Source organism: Streptomyces sp. NPDC049837 (assembly GCF_040674455.1).
GTDB lineage: Bacteria > Actinomycetota > Actinomycetes > Streptomycetales > Streptomycetaceae > Streptomyces.
The window spans coordinates 207,937-225,898 of sequence record NZ_JBFAMP010000005.1 but is presented as its reverse complement, the minus strand read 5'-3'; the positions used below and the strand labels follow the sequence as shown (position 1 = coordinate 225,898).

The window sequence follows — 17,962 nt, the reverse complement described above, 5'->3', positions numbered from 1 at the left end:
TGCTAATGTTTCACACGTCGCAAGGGCCTGTGGCGCAGACTGGTAGCGCACCTCGTTCGCATCGAGGGGGTCAGGGGTTCAAATCCCCTCAGGTCCACGCACGTCAAAGCCCCTGTCGGAGAAATCCGGCAGGGGCTTTGAGCTGTTGTACAGCAGCGGAGTACAGCAATTACTTCGGATCTTGCTTGCCCAGGTGCTTGCCGAGCTTGCGCAGCGCCTTACGGGTCGCTTCCGACGGCACGTGCGTGTAGACCTCCATCGTGACTGCGATCTTGCTGTGCCGGAGGATCTGCATCGCGATCCGAGGGTGAACGTCCAGGGCGGCGAGAAGCGAACCGCACGTGTGGCGAGTGTCGTGCAGCCGGATCGTACGGACGCTAGCTTTTCCGGATCGGCCGGCAAAAGAGCGGTTGAAGTTCCTCGGCTCGACCGGCGTCCCGTATCGGGTGGTGAATACGAAGTCTGTTTCCGACCACAGATCACCGGCCGCCTGTTTGGCCGCTTCCTGTTCCTTCTGGCGGAGCTGGAGAGCGGTGATGCAGATCTGCGGAAGCGGCAGCGTGGCCGACGAGGCTTCAGTCTTGGTTTCGTCGTGCACCAGGCGTCGCCGGATGCGCTGCAACTGGTGCTGCACGGTGATCTCTCCGGCGTCCAGGTTCACGTTCTGCCACGTGAGGCCGAGTACTTCACCGCGTCGGAAGCCGAGGACGAGGATCAGCACGTACGCCGGGTACAGCGGGTCACGGGCAGCACGGGCAGCTTCGAGGAACTGTCGGGCCTCCGCGACCGACCAGGGCTTGCGCTTGGTCTTCCGCCCGGAGCGGACCTTGACCAGTCCGGCGACGTTCTTCGTGATCAGCTCCTCCGTCATCGCGTTGGTCAGTGCCGACCGCAGGACGGCGCGAGCATCCTGCACCGTGCGGCGGGAAGGGATCTGCTCGCAGCAGTCACCGATCGCGCAGCAACGAGGCTCCTCACGCTTGGCGTCCTTGCCCTGAGCACAGCACTGGCATTGATCCAGTAGACCGTTCACCCATGTGCGGATGTCCCGGACGGTCAGCTTGTCCAGCCGCTTGGAGCCCAGCCCCGGAGCGATGTAGAGCCGCACGTGCATCGCGTACGTCTCAGCCGTCTTGGGCTTCAGGTCCGGTTCCACAACCTCCTTGAGCCAGCGCGTGAGGTACTGCCCCAGCGTCGGCGTAGAGGTCGCCACGGGCCCCTTCTTGGCCTCAGCGTGCAGCCTGATCCACTTGTCATGGACCTCGTCGCGAGTCTTCCCATACACGTACTTGCGCTTGCGGTTGCCCTCCGGAGTGTCCACCCAGACGTAGGCCGCGAAGCCGTTCTTGTACGGGTAAATGGAGCCCTCGCCGTTGCCGCGCTTGCCACTCATGCGGCCCACCCTTCAGCGTTGGCGGTGACGCGCTGGACGTACTCGTCGACCCAGGCCGGAAGGATGCGGCGATTGCGGCCGACCTTGACCGAGCGGATCTCCCCGGTGAGCACGAGCATCTTGGTCTTGGACAGCCCGAAGCCGAGCATCTCGGCCACCTCGGCGGTGGTGTGCCACTTCCTTTCGATCACGGTGGTGGTCATGCGGTGACTCCTTCCAGGACGAGTTGGTCGTGCAGGGCTTCGCGGGCGGTTTCGCGGTTGAGCTGGATGTCGTGGGCGATGGTGGCGGCGAGGGCTGATTCGCCGGGGGTGTGGCCGTGTCCGGCGTATTGCCAGTCGGCGAGGACGAGGACGGTGTCACTGTCGGTGGTCGTTTCGCCGTGCCGGCCGTTGCCGTAGGTAGCCAGCTCTTCGGCGCGGCGGTAGTCGGCTCGGGCCTGGCGGAGGGCGCCGAGGGTGGTCGAGTAGCGTCGGGACTTGGAGGAGAAGTGGCCCCGGAAGCCGAGCATGTGAGCCCAGGCCCACAGGCGCCGGTCCGGGTACAGGGGATCGAGGTCACGGCAGGCGGTGATCAGGCGCCGGGCGTGGTCGGGTACGTGGTGGCGGTCGAGTTCAGCGAGCTCACCGATGCGGCGGTCCAGAGTGCCGGTGTTCTCAGCGGCCTTGGTGGCGTACTTGGCGACATAGGAGGCGACGGCTTGTTCCGTGATGTCGGAGCCGTCGCCGAACGCCTTGACGGGCCGTACGTCGAGCTGGGTGCCCCAGCGGAAGGTACGGGCCGGTTGGTCACCGGCGGCCGGGACGGTGACGCTCGTGTACGCGTGGCGGGCGGCGGCTCGGATGGCGTCAGCGAGGAGCCCGACGCTTGCCCAGGAGGGGGGCGGGGTGTCGGGACCTTCCGGCCCGTCCAGGCGGATCACGGCATGGAAGTGGACGGCGCCGCGCTTCTGGAACTCGGCAACCTTGCCGTACGACAGGCGGGCGGTGTCGGTGAGTTCGCGTTGCGTCAGTCCGGCGCGGGCGGCGATCTCGCGGCGGAGCCGGTTGGTGAAGCGCTGCCACAGGGCACCGGCGTGGTTGTTGAACAGGACTGCGCCCGCGTAGTCGTACGTGGCCAGGTCGAGGGCGGTGCCGAGTGCCGGATCGTCGGGGGCGTGCTGGGTGCCGCAGCGGCAGCGGCCGGAGTCGGGGCGGTTGTGGACGGGGCCGAAGGACGGGGCGGTGAGGGTGGCGAAGACGCGGGGATGATCGCGCACGGTGGTGGGGATGTCGCGGCGGTCGTCTCCGGCGAGTCCGGCGCGAATCAGGTGGTAGGTGTCTCCGGCGTACGTCCAGGCGCAGGCAGGGCAGCGGGAGGCGCGGCGATTGCCGCACGCGATGCGCAGGCGTCCACCCGGCTCGCCTTCGGTGGTGTAGCGGTGGAGAGTCTCTCCCGTGACGCGGTCCTTGATCACCGTCCAGCCGGTCAGATGGATCGGGTCGGCGCAGCCGCCGGTGCGGCGGATCTGGTCCTGCCAGCGGTCGAAGCCCGGTGACCCGGCCACCCGGAGAAGGTCTCCCAGGGTGATCGGGTCCAGGCCCGCGAAGGTCGCGGTGTCGGTCATGCGCGGCCCCCGGCGAGGGAGGGGACGCGGGCAGGCAGGTGTCCGGTGCCGTGGCAGGCCGGGCAGTGCACGGTGATGGTGCGCAGGTGACCGTGGCGGTTACGGCCGCCGAGGGTGACAGCGGCGGAGGCGAAGCCGTCGCAGGCCGGGCAGATCCTCAGTGTGGGGCGGTCGTGATCGGTCATGATGGGTGTTCCTTCCGGATCAGTGGTTCGGACAGGGACGGCGCCCGGGCGGCGGAGACTTGGCGGTTTCAGGGCCGCCCGGGGGCCGGTCAGCGGCGCTTGCTGTCGGCGGTGATCAGCGAGCGGGCGACCAGCGCGCAGACGGCGACGGACGCGGCGGTGATGGCGACCGCGAGGAGCATCGAGACCAGGACGGCGCCCACGACGAGGACCACGGCGGTACCGCCAGCGATGACGGCGAGCAGGGCGCCGGGGGTGAGCTGCACCGTGGGCCGGGTCGGCGCCGGAGCGACCGGGGCCGGGGCGGGCGCCGGGGTGTGCTGGATGACGGTGGTCGGCTCGATGACGGCGGGCGGGGTGACGATGCCGGTCGGCAGCGGATTGGTCGGGATCTTCGGGCGGAACATGGTCGGTCTCCCTTCGGCGGTTACTTGACGGCGGTGTCGACGACGGGGGCGAGCAGGCTGTCTGCGAGGAGGTAGCCGCCCAGGAGGAGCACGACGACGAGCCACCAGGGCGGGCGGATGAGCTTGATGCCGAGCCAGCCGATGACGATCAGGGCGAGCCAGAGCGGTACGTCCATGACGAATCTCCGATCAGTCGGCGAGGCGGCAGCGGTGGGTGCGGGCGGCGAGCTGGGCGGCGGACGAGGTGGAGTAGTCGGCGGACCAGCCGCAGCGGTCGGCGGTGCACACGGCGGCGTGCTTGGTGCGGCCGTGGCGGTCGCGGTGGGTGCCGATCTGCACCGGCCCGATGCGCATCACGGAGTGGAAGTGGTCGCGGGCGGGCATAGCCGGTTCCTTTCGGGTCAGGTGAGTTGGGCGGCGATCGCGTCGGCCATCGGGGCGGGGACACCGAGGCGGGCGCGCAGGGTGTCGATGTCGATCTGAGTGCCGGTGCGGGCGCGGTGGTCGTCGGCGACCTTGCGGGCGTGGTCGACCAGAGCGGCCGGGACGGCCGGGGTGGGTGCTGGTGGCGACGCGGCGGGCAGTTCCGGTGCTTCGTCGGCAGGCATGACCGGCTCCGGGGCGGGATCGGGCTCGACAACATCGGGTGCGGGGGCCGGGGCTGCGGGCGCCGGCAGAACCGGCACCCGGTCCCCGGCGGAATGGGCGAGGAGTGTGCCGCCGAGGAAGGCCAGGGCGGGCCATCCGGCGATGCCGAAGCGGAGCCAGGCCGGGGGGTGGGCCAGGTCGAGGAATCCGGCGGTGGCGACGTTGGCCCCGAGGGATGCGAACAGGGCGATCAAGAACCAGCACCAGGCCAGCCGGGACGGGCCTTCACTGCGGAGACGTCGCCAGGCGGCGACCAGAAGCAGGTCGACCGAGATCGGGTAGGCCCACGCCTTCCAGCCGTCCTGTCCGGCAGCGGCGGCCAGGTCGTGCAGGTGGGCGAAGGACAGAGCGCCAGCAATCACGGCCTGTACGAGGACGGCGTCCGGGCGCATACGGCCAGTGGAGGTCTTCATGACTGACTCCGGGGAACACGGCCCAGGGCGCGGGCCACAGCGTCGCAGTCGACCGGGCTGTAGGCAGTGCGGACCCCGGAGATCGACAGTCCGGCCGCCTCCGCCAGCGAGGCCAGGGTGTAGGGCCGGGGGCTGGTGAACTCCCGCGCGTAGGCCAGGTGGGCGCGGATTTGCCGATCGATCCGGTCACGCCGCTCGCGCAGGGCAGCAAGCTGACGTAGGAAGTCGTCCGGGGTGAGGCCGTCCAGGGCAGTCAGCGGCTCAGACACGACGGGGCTTCTCCTTCCTGGAGTTGAGGGCCGGGACGGGGCGGGGCTCACACGTCCTGCCGCCCGGTCCCGGCGGTGGTTCAGTCGGTGGGTGCGTCGCCGGTGCCGAAGCAGGTCAGGCAGAGCGCGGCCTGTCGGTCAGCGGTTTCGCGGGGCTTGCGGGCGGAGCCGACCCGGACGGTTTCGGTGATCTCGCCGGTGCCCTTGCAGTCCGGGCACTTTTTCGGCAGGGGCTTGCGGGCGGTGGTCTTGCGCGTGGTCACGGCCGCCACCCGCAGCCGGGGTAGTCGGGGCCGTCGTTGGGGTCGTAGCCGGACGGCAGCGGCGGGAGGTAGCCGCACGGCAGGGATGCGGCAAGGGCCGGGCCGATGGCGTCGACGAAGTCGAGGTCAGCGCCGATCAAGTGCGCGTACAGGGCCAGATCACCGAGCATCTGCACCGTGCGCTCGTAGTCCTCGCGGGCGTCCATGGGTTCGCCTCTGTTTTGGGCATGGGGCGGGTAGGGACCTGGCACGAAGCGGTCGCGCCTGCCGATGGAGCGGGGTATGTCAGACCGTGGCCGGGGCGGGTTCGACGGCGGGAGCCGGAACCTTGGTCAGGCTCGGCAGCGCGGGCCGGAAGGGCGCCAGGGCGGGCAGGTCCGGGGTGCGGTCGGCGTGCCGGTTGCAGATGTTCACGGCCTGCCTCAGCGTGGTGTGCGGGGCGCGGATGCGGGCCCAGCCACCGGTGGAGTCACCAGCGACAGCCACGCCGGGAGCATCGGTGGGGATCTGGATCGCGGCGAGAACGGCGTCGGGGGCGATGTCGCCGAAGGCCATGTTCGCCGAGGACTCGTCGTTGACCCGGTGGGCGGTGCGGCCGGTGAGCTGGGCGCGAAGCATCGTGATGCCCTTGCCGAGTTCGGAGCCGAAGCGCTGTCCGCAGATCTCCAGATAGATGCCGGCAGCGCGGCCGAGCTGGGCAAGCCGGGCCAGGGCGGTGATGATCCGGTCCCGGCGTTTCTCCTGCTCCTTGTTCGCGAAGAGGGCCAGTTCGGCGACCTCGTCGACCAGGACCACGATCGGGGTCGGGCGGATGTCGTCGGGCAGGTCCCAGATGTCGGCGGCGATCTCCGCATCCGGCACGTCAGCGGTAATCCGCTGTTCGGCCCGGATCAGGTGGTAGACGTCCTCCATGTGCTGGACGAGGGCGTCGAGGAGTTCGGCGGCGGTGTCGGGGTTGTCGGCGAGCGCTGAGAAGCGGCGGGCAAGTGGGAAGAGTTCGACGCCCTGTTTGCAGTCGATGCCGACCAGGGCGACATCCTGTGTGGCCAGTGCGGTGACGAGGTTGCGTTGGTAGACGGACTTGCCGGACTCGGTGGCACCGAGCGTCAGCGCGTGAGGGATGGCGCGATAGTCGCGGTAGTGGACGGCTCCGTCTTCCCGCAGCGCGACCGGGATGCGCATCGGGGCACCGTCGGTCTTGGCGGGCATCTGCACCCGCTTGAGCACGTCGTACCCGGTCATGCGCAGCTCGACAACGCCGGAGCGCAGCTCACGGGAGGTGACGCCGTACATGCCGAACGAGTGGCGCAGTCGGTCCGTCGCCGCTGAGATGTCGAAGGAGTCCTGTCCCGGGCGGAGCTTGAGCCGTAAGACCAGTCCGGTCCGGGTCGGCCAGAGCCGCAGGATGCGGGGCGGTCGCGACTCGGGCACCGGACGGTTGGCCACCCGGGCGAGCGTCAGACGCCAACGGGAGGGCGGTACCGTCAGGCCGCAGGCGTCCATGACCGAGCTGTACCGGACCAGGACCCGCAGCGCGGCGAGGGTGACCCCGAAGGTCAGCCAGTACCAGGCGGGGCGCCGCCACCGCAGGAGACCTGCGACGGCGACGACCAGCAGTAGGGAAGCCAGCCAGCCCATGATCAGGCAGCCTTCGGCTTCGAGGCGTCAGCGGCGAGCGACGTGACCGCGACGGCGCGGAAGGCGATCCCGTGGCGCTTCTGGCCGTTGAACTCGTTTTCCCACGGCCGGGCGATCAGGCCGGTCAGGGCGACCGGGGTGCCCATCATCAGCTCACCGGAGATACCGGTCTCCGGGACGGTCACTGACAGGATCTCGACCTCGTCGTTGGCCGCGAACATCACGTCCACGGTCATCAGCGTGGCGCCGGTCTGGGCGTCGGTGGCGACTTCACCGGAACGGCGGTCCTTGACCTTCGGCTGTGGGGGCTTGGCCACCATCACGGTGGCGGCGGATGTGTCGACGGGGATCTGACGCATGTGTGCGCTCCTTGATCGGACAACTTGACGTACTTAGTGCGTCGGCTGTTATCGAGAGTGCACCTAACACACTTAGTACGTCAAGTGGCTCTCGACTCTTGTCGGTGCGATGTGCTGGACTTAGTGCGACAAGCACTGAGAGGGGCTATGGCCGACTTCACCGGGCGTGCGAAGTACCTGGAGATCGCCGACGATTTCAAGCGGCGAATCCGTGATGGGGAGCTACCCCCGGGCGAGAAGTTGCCTTCTGAGACGGAGCTGATGGCCACGCACGGGGTCTCCCGAACCGTCGCCCGCCAAGCGATCTCCCGGCTCCGCGAGGACGGGTACGCCATCTCTCACCAGGGGAAGGGCAGCTTCGTCACCCTTCCTGGGGAGGCCCGGCCCGTGAGGCGCAGCCCAGAGTTCGAGCAGATCACCGAGTACCTGTCGGAGGTCCGCCAGGACGTGCGTCGGCTTGCGGAGCGGATGGACCAGCTTGAGGAGCTGGTTCGTAAGCAGTCGCAAGCCGGTTGACCATCGCGTCGGCACGGTTCGCAAGGTCGGCCACCTCCTGGCCAAGTTCCCTTACCTCACTGATCAGTTCCATCACTTCAGCCGGGGTCAGCGCCATCGTGTCCCCTCCGTCGCACGTTCGACCTGACAACCCATCGGGTTGTCAGCAACGCTAGAACCGGACCACCGCGCTACCCCGGAAAATCTCTCCGGGGTCGTATCTGGAGACGGGGGGACGCTCTTCCCATGCGAGGGATGACGACGAACCTGACGATCGGTGAACGAGTCGCCTGGTACCGCCGCAGGCGGGGGATGTCTCAGGAGGTCTTGGCCGGACTCGTCGGCCGCACGGTGGACTGGCTGAGCAAAGCCGAGAACAACCGGCTGGAACTGGACAGGCTCTCGGTGATCAAGTCGCTCGCCGACGCCCTGGACGTGAGCCTCGGTGACCTGATCGCCGAGCCGACTCTCTTGGAGTGGACAGCCGACAGCGGCACCCGGACAGTGCCGGCGCTCCGCTCGGCGCTGATGAACTACCGCCAGCTCACCCCACTGCTGGGGGTCACCACCGAGGGCGAGCCGACCCCGCTCGACGAGCTCCGAAGCAACGTGGCGGAGGTCTGGGACGCGTACCAGGACTCACGGTATGGATTCGCCACCAGGCGCCTGCCGCTCCTGCTTGCCGACGCGCTCATCGCTGGGCAGGCATACGAAGGGCGGGAACGCGAGCAGGCGCATGAACTGACGGCGATGACCTACCAAGGCGCCGCCATGGTCCTGACCAAGCTCGGCGAGACGGACCTTGCCTGGATCGCTGCGGACCGTGGTCTAGCGGCGGCACAACAGTCGGGCAACAGCGTCGTGACCGGCTCACTGTTCCGCTCCGTGGCCCACTGTCTGCTGTCGAACGGCAGGTTCGATGCCGCCGTGCAGCTTGTCGGCGATGCCGGCGAATACCTCCGCCCTGGACTGGAGGACGCCACACCCGAATTCCTCTCGATCTACGGAACGCTCTTCCTCGCGGGATCAATCGCAGCGGCTCGCGCAGAGGACCGGGCCACAACGCGGGACTTCCTGGACGAGGCCGACCGGACAGCGCGCCAACTCGGACGCGACGCCAACCACGTATGGACTGCCTTCGGCCCGACGAACGTCGCCATCCACCGAGTGGCCACCGCCGCCGAGCTGGGCGACATGCAGGTAGCGGTAGATCTTGGCCCGCAGATCGATACGAGCAGGCTGCCGACTGAGCGCCGGACCCGGCACAACCTCGAAGTCGCCCGCGCGCTCAGCGCTCACAACCGGATGGACGATGCCATGGCCAAGATCCTCGAAGCGGAGACTTGGGCGCCGGAGCAGGTTCGGAGCCACTACCTCGCGCGCGAGCTGGTACTCACTTGGGTCCGAAACCAGCGCGGCCGACCCAGCCGCACCCTCGCGGGCCTGGCCGACCGGCTCCATGTGGTCTGAGCTGGGTACGCTCGGCTCCATGGCAGCGAACGCACAGGAAGCAAAGATGGCGCATCCGCGTATGGCCGCGGGTGCGCTGTTCTTCGATGCCGTGGGACGTGTCCTCATGGTCGAGCCCACCTACAAGAGCTACTGGGAGATTCCCGGCGGATACGTCGAGACCGGCGAATCCCCCCTGCACGCTGCCATCCGGGAGGTCCAAGAAGAGCTTGGGATCACGCCCGCTCTGGGGGGCTTGCTCGCCGTCGACTGGGCGCCGAATGAGGCAGAGGGCGACAAGGTTCTGTACCTCTTCGACGGCGGCCAGCTCAGCGAAGAGGACCTCTCGAAGATCACCTTGCAGCCGGACGAGCTGAAGGCGTTCAGGTTCGTATCGCTGGACGAGGTCGGCGAGCGCACCATCCCCAGGCTGGCCCGCCGTATTCTGGCAGCGGCGCAGGCTCGTCAGGAGGCAGTACCGGTCTACCTTGAGCATGGGCAGAGGCCCGACAGCGAAGCCGCATGAACCTTCGTGACGTCGGTCGGCCGACTCGGTCTGTCGCCCCCAATCGCCAGTGACGAACGACCCCGTACCTTGTCGGCGGGGACCGTGCCCCAAGGCCAAGGGCGCGGTAAGACTTTCTCTACTTCATCAAGGCCCGCGCACGGCGCGGGCGCGCGCCGCCTCTGCGGCGCGGCCTGCCTCCTGTCTCCGCCCCGGCTGGCCGCGCCCGGCGGCGCGCCACGTGCTGCGGGCGAAGGGCGGAAACCCGCTGTGGCTGGGGCGGTCGGCTCCACGGCTTTAGGCAGCCACCATGGGGCGAGCCTCTAAGATCATGGCCCCAACGTCGTGCTTTAGCGGGCAGGTCCACAGACTGCCCGACGCGCCGGAAGCTTACGGGGCCATGATCTCTCGCCCCATGGCAGCTCCCGCCCAAAGCCGCTCCACCGACCACGTGGGCAAGCCGACCGTGATCAGCCTTCTTCAGGCAAGCGATCCCAGATCTCGCCCTCACATCGCAGGTCGAAGCCTTCCTCATCAGCGACGCTCCGAGCGTGCTTCCTGCTGCGGATCTCGACGTGCCAGTAAGTGGTCGGGCCCGTGTACGAGTCGAATCGGTCATCCTGCGCAGTGCGCCAAACCCTGTAACCGACGCGCCCACTCTTGTCGACGACAAGAACCATGATCGGCTTACTGTTCGGCAGACGCTCGTCCATGATGGAACAGTATGTCCCACTTCCCGCCACCACAATCGCAACCGGCCATGGGGCCGGGCGGAAGGCTGACCAGTCCAGATGGACTCAGCTACCACACCGCCGGCAGTTCGTGTCTGGGGGCTGGCTGACTCCACGGCTGACATCAACGACGGCAGACGCGAACAGATGCCGAAGGCGCCCGACCGAGCAGGCATGACCCCGGCGTTGTGGCCAGCCAGGTCCGGGCCAACCTCCGATCGAACTCCTGAAGCGGTGGTCGGCTGGCTGTGCTGTACAGCAGCGGAGTACAGCAACCGCCGAGACCGCAACCAGCCGTCACAGACTTCGGGCGGCCGGTTGACCAGCCGAGCAGACGCCAGCGACCGCCCCGCCCGTAGTTCGCATCGAGGGGGTCAGGGGTTCAAATCCCCTCAGGTCCACGCACACACAAGATCCCGCCCGATCACTCAGATCGGGCGGGATCTTGTCGTTGGTGCCGGCGACGTTGGGCCGGCCCCGGCGTCCTCCGCAGCCCGGGCGATCGCGCCCCGTGCCGTGCGCGGAGGGCGCGGGCGAATTCCCGATGGGCACCGTGCCCTCGCCGCCGTGTGCCGGAACTCTTGTTCCAAAGTGGCGGGTTATGGAAAGCTGTGCAGCCCCGCGGGCCCAACAGGGCTTAATTGAGCGGCAGTTCGAATTTCCGGGCGGTGGCACCCCAAAAGGGAATCGGCCCCCCAAAGGGAATCGACATCCGACAAGGTATGTACCAATCAGGCGGCGTTCCCCTCAGCCCCCCATCGCAATGCCCTGAATGGAAATACACCCATGCCCTCACGCCCTCGCCCCGATTCCTCCGTTCCCCCGCCCCCTCCCTACGCGCCCACCTCGGGGGGCGCCGACGCGGCACTCGCCGGCATGCTGGGCGCGGCGCCCGGCGGCGGGGGCGCGGCGGACGCCTATCCCGCCACCGTGCTGATGGCGCGGCACTGTGGAGCGGTCAGTGACTACGCGGCGCTGCTCACCGGCTCCCGCACCTATGCCTCGATGGTCGTGTCGGCCGCCTTCGCGCGCGTGCTGGACGAACTGCGCCAGGGCGTGGGCGGTACGGAGGCGGCGGTGCGGCCACGGCTGCTGGTGGCGGCGCGGCGGACCCTCGCGGAGTGGGCGGGGGACGCGCGGATCGCGGCCCTGCTGACCGGACTGCCGAATCCCGCCGGGCCGGCGCCGGACCGGGAGCTGGTCGCCCGGGCATTCGCGGCATTGCCCGGACCGGCGCAGGTTCTGCTCTGGCACCGGGAGGTCGAGGCGGAGGGCATATCCATTCCGGCGGCTTTGCTGGCCATCGACCCGCGTGCCGCGACAGCGCAACTCGAAGAGGCCCGGGAACTGTTCCGCGCAGGCTGCCTGCGCGCCCATTCCGAGCTGGCCGCCGATCCGGAATGCCGCCACTACAACCGGCTGCTCGACATATCACTGCGGCGCGGCGGCGCCCTGATCCCGGACATTCAGCGGCATTTGTCGAAGTGCCGGCACTGCCGGTACGCGGCCGACCAACTGCGCCACTCCGACGGGCGGCTGCCGCTGCTGCTGGCCGAGGGCGTGCTCGGCGAGGGGGCCCGGGCGTACGTCGAGTCGCGGCCGGGCCGCTCCCGTGCCCGTACCGGGGCGCCGGCCGAGGCGCGGAGGGCGGGCCGGCACTCGCGGGCCGTGCCGGTGGGCGCCGTGCGGCGCCTCGCCGGGGCCGTGCCGGGCGGCGGGGCGCTCCTGGCGGGGCTGGGGCTCGTCATGACGGGCGTCCTGGGCGTGGCGGCCGTCGCGGGCCTCTGGACGGACAGCGGCGGCGGGCCCGGCGCCGGAACGGCCGCCCCGAGCGGCCCGGCCGGCAGCGCCGCCCCCGCGCCCGGCTCCCGGCCGACCACCGCCCCGCCGCAGTCGCAGCCCCAGCCGCCCTCGTCGGCCGGGCACGGCGGTGGAGCCCTGACCACGCGGCTGCGCAACGCCGAGACCGGGCTGTGCCTCGACATCCGGGACGGCCGGCCCCAAGTGGGCGCCGAGCTCACCCTCGCGCCGTGCTCGGGCCACCCGACCCAGGCGTGGCGGTACGAGCGGGACGGGCTGCTGCGCAGCGCCGCGGCCCCGGTCCTGTGCCCGAACTCGCAGGAGCCCTCGGGCGTGGTCGTGCTGCGGCTGTGCGCGACGCAGGCCGCCGTGACCGTGCGGTACGACCTGAGCATCCAGGGCCATGTCGTGCCCCGGTGGCACGCGGGCCTGGGCCTGGTGCCGGTCACCGCGCAGCCGGGGACCACCGTGGTGGTCAAGCTCCGCGACGGCTCCGCGTCCCAGCGCTGGCTGACCGACGACAACGCTGTCGGCGCCGCCCCTTCGCCCCGGCGGGCCGCCGGGGCGACCGGGGACGTGGAGTCGGCGCGCTCCGGAAGGGGCCCGTCGCCGGACCGGACGCCCGGCGCGCCGGCCGCCGGCACCGGGCGCGGTCGCGGAGCGCCGCCGGGGACGGCTCCCGGGGACGGGCATGGGAACAGGGACGGGTACGGGGACGGGTACGGCGTGCGCGGCGTCAGGGACGCGGTCCCCGGACCGGGCACGGCGCAGCCCGCCCCCGGGCCCGCCCCGGAACCCGCACCCCTGGACGGCACCACGCTCCCGGCCGGCCCCGCGCCCCTGGACGGCACCCCGCCGCTCGTCACGGTCCGGCTCCCGGGCGCGACGGTGGACGCGGCGGTCGGCGTGGGGTGAGGCCCGCCCAACCGCCCGGCGGGCGGGCCCCGCCCGCCGGGCACCGCCGGAGTCAGCCGGTCAGGAGACCTGGGCCTTGTCGTACAGGGCCTTGGCCTCGTTGCCGAAGTACGGCCCGAACATCCGGTTCGGCAGGAAGGTGTACCCGAAGCTGTTCACCGAGACCTGGAGGCCCGTGCCGGTCGCCTCGCTGAAGCCGGTGAACCAGGGGCCGCCGCTGGAGCCGCCGGTCATGTTGCAGCCCAGGCTGTGGTCCTGGGAGAAGAGGAAGTCCTTGGAGGAGTTCCCGCTGCAGTAGATCAGCTTGGAGCCGTCGTAGGGGGACGCGGCCGGGAAGCCGAAGGCGTACATCTGCTTGTTGTAGCCGCCGTTGAACTGGATGCCCTGGGCGCCGGTGACGGACGTGAGCTTCCGGCCGTTCAGGGGGGCGACGACGGCCGCGCCGACGTCGTGGTTGATGTCCTCGCTCGCCTCCCACTGCGGGGTGGTCAGCGTCTTGGTGGCGGTCCACTGGCCGTGGGGCGCCTGGCCGTTGTTGTACGCGGGGACGAAGACCCAGTTGGTGTGCCAGCTCCCCTGGTACTTCACGCAGTGCCCGGCGGTGATGACCGTGCTGGCGTTCTGGCTGGTCACGGCGTTGCCGGAGCAGGAGGCGGTACGGCCCTGGAAGGTGAAGAACACCCTGCCGGACGTCTTCACGACCGCCCCGCCGCCGGTCCAGGGCCCGCCCGCCTGGGGGAAGGCGGTGGGGGCGACGGTCGTCGTCTCGCCGCCCGGCTTCGGGGTCTTGAGCTTCTTCAGCGCCTGCGGGGTGAGCAGCAGGTCGAGCGGGGTGGCGCCGCGCATCCGCTCGGCGGTCCAGAAGGTCCGGGCCGTCTGCTGTTCGGCGGCCGGGACGCCCCGTGCGGCGGGGGCGGGAGCGGGGGCGGGGGACGACGGGGCCGCGGTGGCGGTGGTGGTCGACAGGGCGCCGGTGATCAGGGCTCCGACGGTCAGCAGGACGCCCATGGCGGTGCGTTGGCCTCTCACGCATGTCTCCTTCTGCCGTGCCCGGGGCGCGGTCGGCGCGGCCGGGCAGGGTGGGGGAACGAAGAGCGGTGCGGATCGACGTGCGTGAGGCAGGGTGCCACGGACGGCTGGTGTTTGTCAGGGGCGCGTCATGACTGATTTCGGCGTCACTTCAGCGGTTTCGCGAAACAGCGGCTGCTCTCGTACTCGCGGTAGTAGCCGAACTTGGCGCACGGCTCGTACCCGCTGGACGTGTAGAGCGCGATGGCCTCCGGCTGCGCGTCGCCGGTCTCCAGCACCATCCGGGTGCGGCCGGCGGTCCGGGCGTCGTCCTCCAGGGCGGCGAGGATGCGGCGGGCCAGGCCCAGGCCCCGGGCCTCGGGAATCACGTACATGCGCTTGAGCTCGGCGTCCCCGTCGGCGTACCCCTCCTCGTTCTCGTCCTGCGTGCGCCAGCCGCCCGTGGCGACGGGGCGGTCGTCCGCGTCGTAGGCGATGAGGTACAGGCCGCGCGGCGGGCGGAACATCGTCGGGTCCAGCGGTGTGAGGTCGCCCTCGTCGTCGTACCGCTCGGCGTACTCGAGCTGGACCATGTCGTTGAGTTTGCGGGCGTCGGGGTGGTCGAACGGCCGAGGACGTATAATCATGCAGAGCATCGTACATTCATGCGAGGCGATCTTCGAGGGCTTCTCGGTAGTGTGCCCGGATGCTCATTGTGACGTCCGTGAACGTGAACGGTCTCCGCGCCGCCGCCAAGAAGGGGTTCGTGGAGTGGCTGGCCGCCACCGAGGCCGATGTCGTGTGCCTCCAGGAGGTGCGGGCCGAGGAGGCGCAGCTCCCCGAGGCGGTCCGCGCGCCCGAGGGCTGGTACACCGTCCACGCCCCGGCCGCCGCCAAGGGCCGCGCGGGTGTCGCCCTCTACACGCGGCGTGAGCCCGACGCCGTGCGGATCGGATTCGGGTCGAGCGAGTTCGACGGCAGCGGGCGGTACGCCGAGGCCGATCTGCCGGGCGTCACGGTCGCCAGCCTCTACCTGCCCTCGGGTGAGGTCGGCACGGAGCGGCAGGACGAGAAGATCCGCTTCATGGGCGAGTTCCTGCCGTACGTCAAGGAGCTGAGGGAGCGCGCGGCCGCCGACGGCCGCGAGGTGGTCGTCTGCGGCGACTGGAACATCGCCCACCAGGAGGCCGACCTGAGGAACTGGAAGGCCAACCGGAAGAACTCCGGCTTCCTCCCCGAGGAGCGGGAGTGGCTGACCCGCGTCTTCGACGAGGCGTCGTACGTGGACGTCGTCCGCGCCCTGCACCCCGGTCAGGAGGGGCCGTACTCGTGGTGGTCCTACCGCGGCCGCGCCTTCGACAACGACGCGGGCTGGCGCATCGACCTCCAGGTGGCCACGCCCGGCCTCGCGGCCCGCGCGGTCAAGGCCTGGGTGGAGCGCGCGGCGACGCACGGCGAGCGGTGGAGCGACCACGCCCCGGTGACGGCGGCCTACGACCTGTAGGGCAGGTCCGCAGGGCAAGCGGGATGACGTGATCCGGAAGTGAGGGTATGTCACCGCTTGTGTGGCGAGGCCGGGTCCGGGGGAATGCTTCTGGCAGGGTAAGGCGGTGTGCGCATCACCGCCGTACGTACGCCGCTGAGGTCCGCCCTGGTCGCGGCGGTCACGTGCGGCGTGCTGATCGCCGCCACCGTACCGACGTCGGCCACCGTCCCGGTTCCCGCTTCCGAGATCCCCGCCGGGACGCCCGACGTCCTCGTCACCGATCAGGCCTCCAAGCGCGTCCTGCTCCTCGACGGAGGGCGGCGCGAGTGGGACCCGGGTGCTGATCCGGACGCCGTGAAGTGGGCGTTCTCGCCGGTCGGGGACGCCCGGTACGCGGACCTGGACCCGGACGTGAGCTGGGTGCACCCCAGCGAGGCCAAGGTGCGGACCTGGCGCGGCCGGACGTACGTGCTGACCGTGGCCTCGTACGGCTTCGCCGCGGTGGTGGAGTACCCGTCGGGCGGGCGGTACTGGGGCGGCGCGCTCTCGCCGGGCACCATCCGGGACAACCCGCACAGCATCGAGCTGCTGCCGGACGGCGAGGTCGCCGTCGCGGGCAGCACCGGCGGCCTCGTGCGGCTGTACGCGGCCCCGCGCGGCCGGGCGGACGTGCCGCACGTGACGTATCCGCTGAAGGACGCGCACGGGCTCCAGTGGGACGCCGGGCGGCGCGTGCTGTGGGCGCTGGGCGGCGACCGGCTGGTGGCGCTGAAAGCGGGCGGAACGGCGGCGGAGCCGACGCTCGACGCGGTCTTCGAGGCGCGGCTGCCGAGCCCGCACGGGCACGACCTGGGGCAGGTGGCGGGCGACCCGGACCGGCTGTGGGTGAGCAGCGGCTCGGCCGTGTACCAGTACGTGAAGAGCACCGGGGCGTTCCTGCGGGACTTCCCGGACGCGGCGGGGATCGGCCGGGCGCGGGTCAAGGCGGTGGGGGACGACCCGGCGACCGGCCAGGTGGTCTCGACCGTGCCGGAGCGGGGGCTGGGGGAGGCGTGGTGGACGCGCACGGTCGCGGTGCACCGGCCGGCCCGGGCGTACCGGCTGGTGGACGGCGGGATCTACAAGGCGCGGTGGTGGCTGCCGTGACCTGGTCGTAGACCCCGCTCCGCCGCCCGGCGGAGGCGGATGCGACCGTACGGCGACGCGGGCCGGGCCGGGCGCGCGGAAGCATGGCCGCATGCTGAGGATGAACGCTCTTCCGGACGTACCCCGTTGGGCCGTACTGGCCGCCCACGCCGTGCCGTTGATCACCCTGCCGTCGGGCCTGTGGCGGATCGGCGTGGCGCTCGGACTGCCGCTGGCCGACTACCGGCCCGTCGGGTGGGAGGCCGTGTACGTCGTCGGGCTCAGCGTGGTGGCGGAGGCGCTGGCGCTGCTGACGCTCGGGCTGGTGCGGGCGTGGGGCGAGGCCGTGCCCCGGTGGGTTCCGCTGCTGGGCGGCCGGCGGGTGCCGCCGCGCGCCGCGGTCGTGCCGGCGCTGACCGGCGCGGCGGGGCTGGCGGCGCTGTGCGCGTGGTCCTTCTACGCCCAGTACGCGGGGCTGGGGGAGGGCAGCATCGGAACGCCGGCCCAGGACCTGCTCCTGGTGGTCTGTTACGTGCCGCTGCTCGCCTGGCCGCCGCTGCTGGTGGCGGTGACCGTCGCGTACCGGCGGCGGCGCGCTACGGCGTGAGGGTGCGCAGGCGGCGGTCGAGGGCCATCGAGACCTCCGCCTCCACCACGCTCTTGGCCAGCGGCCGCAGCCGTACGAGATCGGCCTCGCCGCCCGTGTGTTCGTGCAGCAGGTCGGTGAAGAGGCGGGCCAGGGCGTCCGCGTGCTCCCGGACCCGGCCGGCCGCCGCGAGGACCGCCGCGAGCGGGATGCCCTCCTTGACCAGCGCGGCCGAGACGTCCAGCAGGCGGCGGCTGACGTGGACGATCTCCTGGCCGTCCGTGGCCAGGTAGCCCAACTCCAGGGCGGCGGCGAGGTTCTCGGGCGTGACCTGGTCGCCGAAGTGGTCGGCCAACTCCTCGGGCGTGAGCCGGACCGGCTCCTCCTCGGTCGGCTCGCCCAGCCCGAGCACCTCGCCGACGTCGCGGCCGCTCTCGAAGGCGGCGGCCAGGTCGGCGATGCCGTTGAGGGTGTGGCCGCGCTCCAGCAGGGCGGCGATCGTCCTCAGCCGGGCCAGGTGGTGGGGCCCGTACCAGGCGATGCGGCCCTCGCGGCGGGGCGGCGGGATCAGGCCGCGCTCGCGGTAGAAGCGCAGGGTGCGTGCCGTGATGCCGGCCGCCTCGGCCAGCTCCTCCATGCGGTACTCACGCGTGGGGGCCGGCTGCCCGTTCGTCCGCTGGT

The 17,962-nt window shown here is 70.8% G+C and carries 24 protein-coding genes and 1 tRNA gene; 8 read left to right on the top strand and 17 right to left on the bottom strand.

Annotation, left to right across the window (positions count from 1 at the left end; translation table 11 throughout):
• The first annotated feature begins 23 nt into the window (after positions 1-23).
• Positions 24-97 (top strand) — tRNA-Ala (locus tag AB0J57_RS15930).
• A 72-nt stretch (positions 98-169) separates the two neighbouring features.
• On the opposite strand, the gene AB0J57_RS15925 is transcribed toward AB0J57_RS15930, so the two are convergent.
• The 13 genes from AB0J57_RS15925 to AB0J57_RS15865 all read right to left on the bottom strand — a co-directional run bounded on the left by AB0J57_RS15925 (position 170) and on the right by AB0J57_RS15865 (position 7,181).
• On the bottom strand, positions 170-1,393 hold the full coding sequence (locus AB0J57_RS15925; RefSeq protein WP_366128733.1) for a site-specific integrase: 1,224 nt from the start codon (positions 1,391-1,393) through the stop codon (positions 170-172).
• Positions 1,390-1,596, bottom strand: coding sequence for an excisionase family DNA-binding protein (locus AB0J57_RS15920; protein ID WP_366128732.1), 207 nt, complete (start codon positions 1,594-1,596; stop codon positions 1,390-1,392). The genes AB0J57_RS15925 and AB0J57_RS15920 overlap by 4 nt, the downstream gene beginning before the upstream one ends.
• Positions 1,593-2,999, bottom strand: coding sequence for a replication initiator protein RepSA (gene repSA / locus AB0J57_RS15915; RefSeq protein WP_366128731.1), 1,407 nt, complete (start codon positions 2,997-2,999; stop codon positions 1,593-1,595). The genes AB0J57_RS15920 and repSA overlap by 4 nt, the downstream gene beginning before the upstream one ends.
• Positions 2,996-3,184, bottom strand: coding sequence for a hypothetical protein (locus AB0J57_RS15910; protein WP_366128730.1), 189 nt, complete (start codon positions 3,182-3,184; stop codon positions 2,996-2,998). Before AB0J57_RS15910 ends, repSA begins: the two co-directional genes overlap by 4 nt.
• Before the next feature lie 89 nt (positions 3,185-3,273).
• Positions 3,274-3,591, bottom strand: coding sequence for a SpdD-like protein (locus AB0J57_RS15905; protein WP_366128729.1), 318 nt, complete (start codon positions 3,589-3,591; stop codon positions 3,274-3,276).
• Between the two features lie 20 nt (positions 3,592-3,611).
• A complete protein-coding gene (locus AB0J57_RS15900; RefSeq protein WP_344355378.1) occupies positions 3,612-3,767 on the bottom strand; it encodes a hypothetical protein in 156 nt (51 codons plus the stop codon).
• A gap of 13 nt (positions 3,768-3,780) precedes the next feature.
• Positions 3,781-3,975, bottom strand: coding sequence for a mobile element transfer protein (locus AB0J57_RS15895; protein WP_366128728.1), 195 nt, complete (start codon positions 3,973-3,975; stop codon positions 3,781-3,783).
• Between the two features lie 17 nt (positions 3,976-3,992).
• The gene (locus AB0J57_RS15890) at positions 3,993-4,652 is read right to left on the bottom strand and encodes a DUF2637 domain-containing protein (protein ID WP_366128727.1); all 660 of its coding nucleotides are present in this window, start codon (positions 4,650-4,652) and stop codon (positions 3,993-3,995) included.
• Positions 4,649-4,921, bottom strand: a complete 273-nt coding sequence (locus AB0J57_RS15885) for a hypothetical protein (RefSeq protein WP_366128726.1) — start codon at positions 4,919-4,921, stop codon at positions 4,649-4,651. Before AB0J57_RS15885 ends, AB0J57_RS15890 begins: the two co-directional genes overlap by 4 nt.
• Positions 4,922-5,001: 80 nt before the next feature.
• Complete coding sequence (locus tag AB0J57_RS15880; RefSeq protein WP_366128725.1) at positions 5,002-5,184, bottom strand: hypothetical protein; 183 nt, start codon at positions 5,182-5,184, stop codon at positions 5,002-5,004.
• Positions 5,181-5,390 (bottom strand): hypothetical protein, encoded by a 210-nt coding sequence (locus AB0J57_RS15875; protein WP_366128724.1) that lies wholly within the window; start codon positions 5,388-5,390, stop codon positions 5,181-5,183. The genes AB0J57_RS15880 and AB0J57_RS15875 overlap by 4 nt, the downstream gene beginning before the upstream one ends.
• 79 nt (positions 5,391-5,469) lie before the next feature.
• Complete coding sequence (locus AB0J57_RS15870) at positions 5,470-6,822, bottom strand: FtsK/SpoIIIE domain-containing protein (protein WP_366128723.1); 1,353 nt, start codon at positions 6,820-6,822, stop codon at positions 5,470-5,472.
• 2 nt (positions 6,823-6,824) lie between these two features.
• On the bottom strand, positions 6,825-7,181 hold the full coding sequence (locus tag AB0J57_RS15865; protein ID WP_366128722.1) for a hypothetical protein: 357 nt from the start codon (positions 7,179-7,181) through the stop codon (positions 6,825-6,827).
• A 147-nt stretch (positions 7,182-7,328) separates the two neighbouring features.
• On the opposite strand from AB0J57_RS15865, the gene AB0J57_RS15860 reads away from it, so the two are divergent.
• The 3 genes from AB0J57_RS15860 to AB0J57_RS15850 all read left to right on the top strand — a co-directional run bounded on the left by AB0J57_RS15860 (position 7,329) and on the right by AB0J57_RS15850 (position 9,651).
• Complete coding sequence (locus AB0J57_RS15860) at positions 7,329-7,697, top strand: winged helix-turn-helix domain-containing protein (protein ID WP_366128721.1); 369 nt, start codon at positions 7,329-7,331, stop codon at positions 7,695-7,697.
• Positions 7,698-7,931: 234 nt separating this feature from the next.
• Positions 7,932-9,146, top strand: a complete 1,215-nt coding sequence (locus AB0J57_RS15855) for a helix-turn-helix domain-containing protein (protein ID WP_366128720.1) — start codon at positions 7,932-7,934, stop codon at positions 9,144-9,146.
• Positions 9,147-9,165: 19 nt separating this feature from the next.
• Positions 9,166-9,651, top strand: a complete 486-nt coding sequence (locus tag AB0J57_RS15850; RefSeq protein ID WP_366128719.1) for an NUDIX hydrolase — start codon at positions 9,166-9,168, stop codon at positions 9,649-9,651.
• Between the two features lie 449 nt (positions 9,652-10,100).
• On the opposite strand, the gene AB0J57_RS15845 is transcribed toward AB0J57_RS15850, so the two are convergent.
• The gene (locus tag AB0J57_RS15845; RefSeq protein ID WP_366128718.1) at positions 10,101-10,343 is read right to left on the bottom strand and encodes a hypothetical protein; all 243 of its coding nucleotides are present in this window, start codon (positions 10,341-10,343) and stop codon (positions 10,101-10,103) included.
• 804 nt (positions 10,344-11,147) lie between these two features.
• Here AB0J57_RS15845 and AB0J57_RS15840 point away from each other — a divergent pair.
• The gene (locus tag AB0J57_RS15840) at positions 11,148-13,076 is read left to right on the top strand and encodes a ricin-type beta-trefoil lectin domain protein (RefSeq protein WP_366128716.1); all 1,929 of its coding nucleotides are present in this window, start codon (positions 11,148-11,150) and stop codon (positions 13,074-13,076) included.
• Positions 13,077-13,136: 60 nt separating this feature from the next.
• Here AB0J57_RS15840 and AB0J57_RS15835 read toward each other — a convergent pair whose 3' ends face one another.
• Positions 13,137-14,105 (bottom strand): peptidase, encoded by a 969-nt coding sequence (locus AB0J57_RS15835; RefSeq protein WP_366128715.1) that lies wholly within the window; start codon positions 14,103-14,105, stop codon positions 13,137-13,139.
• A 146-nt stretch (positions 14,106-14,251) separates the two neighbouring features.
• Positions 14,252-14,731: a GNAT family N-acetyltransferase gene (locus tag AB0J57_RS15830; RefSeq protein ID WP_366128714.1), complete on the bottom strand. Its 480-nt coding sequence runs from the start codon at positions 14,729-14,731 to the stop codon at positions 14,252-14,254.
• Between the two features lie 59 nt (positions 14,732-14,790).
• Between AB0J57_RS15830 and AB0J57_RS15825 the strand changes: the two genes are divergently transcribed.
• The 3 genes from AB0J57_RS15825 to AB0J57_RS15815 all read left to right on the top strand — a co-directional run bounded on the left by AB0J57_RS15825 (position 14,791) and on the right by AB0J57_RS15815 (position 17,302).
• On the top strand, positions 14,791-15,588 hold the full coding sequence (locus AB0J57_RS15825; protein ID WP_366128713.1) for an exodeoxyribonuclease III: 798 nt from the start codon (positions 14,791-14,793) through the stop codon (positions 15,586-15,588).
• A 108-nt stretch (positions 15,589-15,696) separates the two neighbouring features.
• On the top strand, positions 15,697-16,716 hold the full coding sequence (locus AB0J57_RS15820) for a DUF6528 family protein (protein ID WP_366128712.1): 1,020 nt from the start codon (positions 15,697-15,699) through the stop codon (positions 16,714-16,716).
• Between the two features lie 91 nt (positions 16,717-16,807).
• On the top strand, positions 16,808-17,302 hold the full coding sequence (locus AB0J57_RS15815) for a hypothetical protein (RefSeq protein ID WP_366128711.1): 495 nt from the start codon (positions 16,808-16,810) through the stop codon (positions 17,300-17,302).
• On the opposite strand, the gene AB0J57_RS15810 is transcribed toward AB0J57_RS15815, so the two are convergent.
• Positions 17,292-17,918 carry a MerR family transcriptional regulator gene (locus AB0J57_RS15810; RefSeq protein ID WP_366129092.1) on the bottom strand — a complete coding sequence of 209 codons (627 nt, stop codon included), beginning with the start codon at positions 17,916-17,918 and terminating at the stop codon, positions 17,292-17,294. The genes AB0J57_RS15815 and AB0J57_RS15810 overlap by 11 nt on opposite strands.
• Between the last annotated feature and the right edge of the window lie 44 nt (positions 17,919-17,962).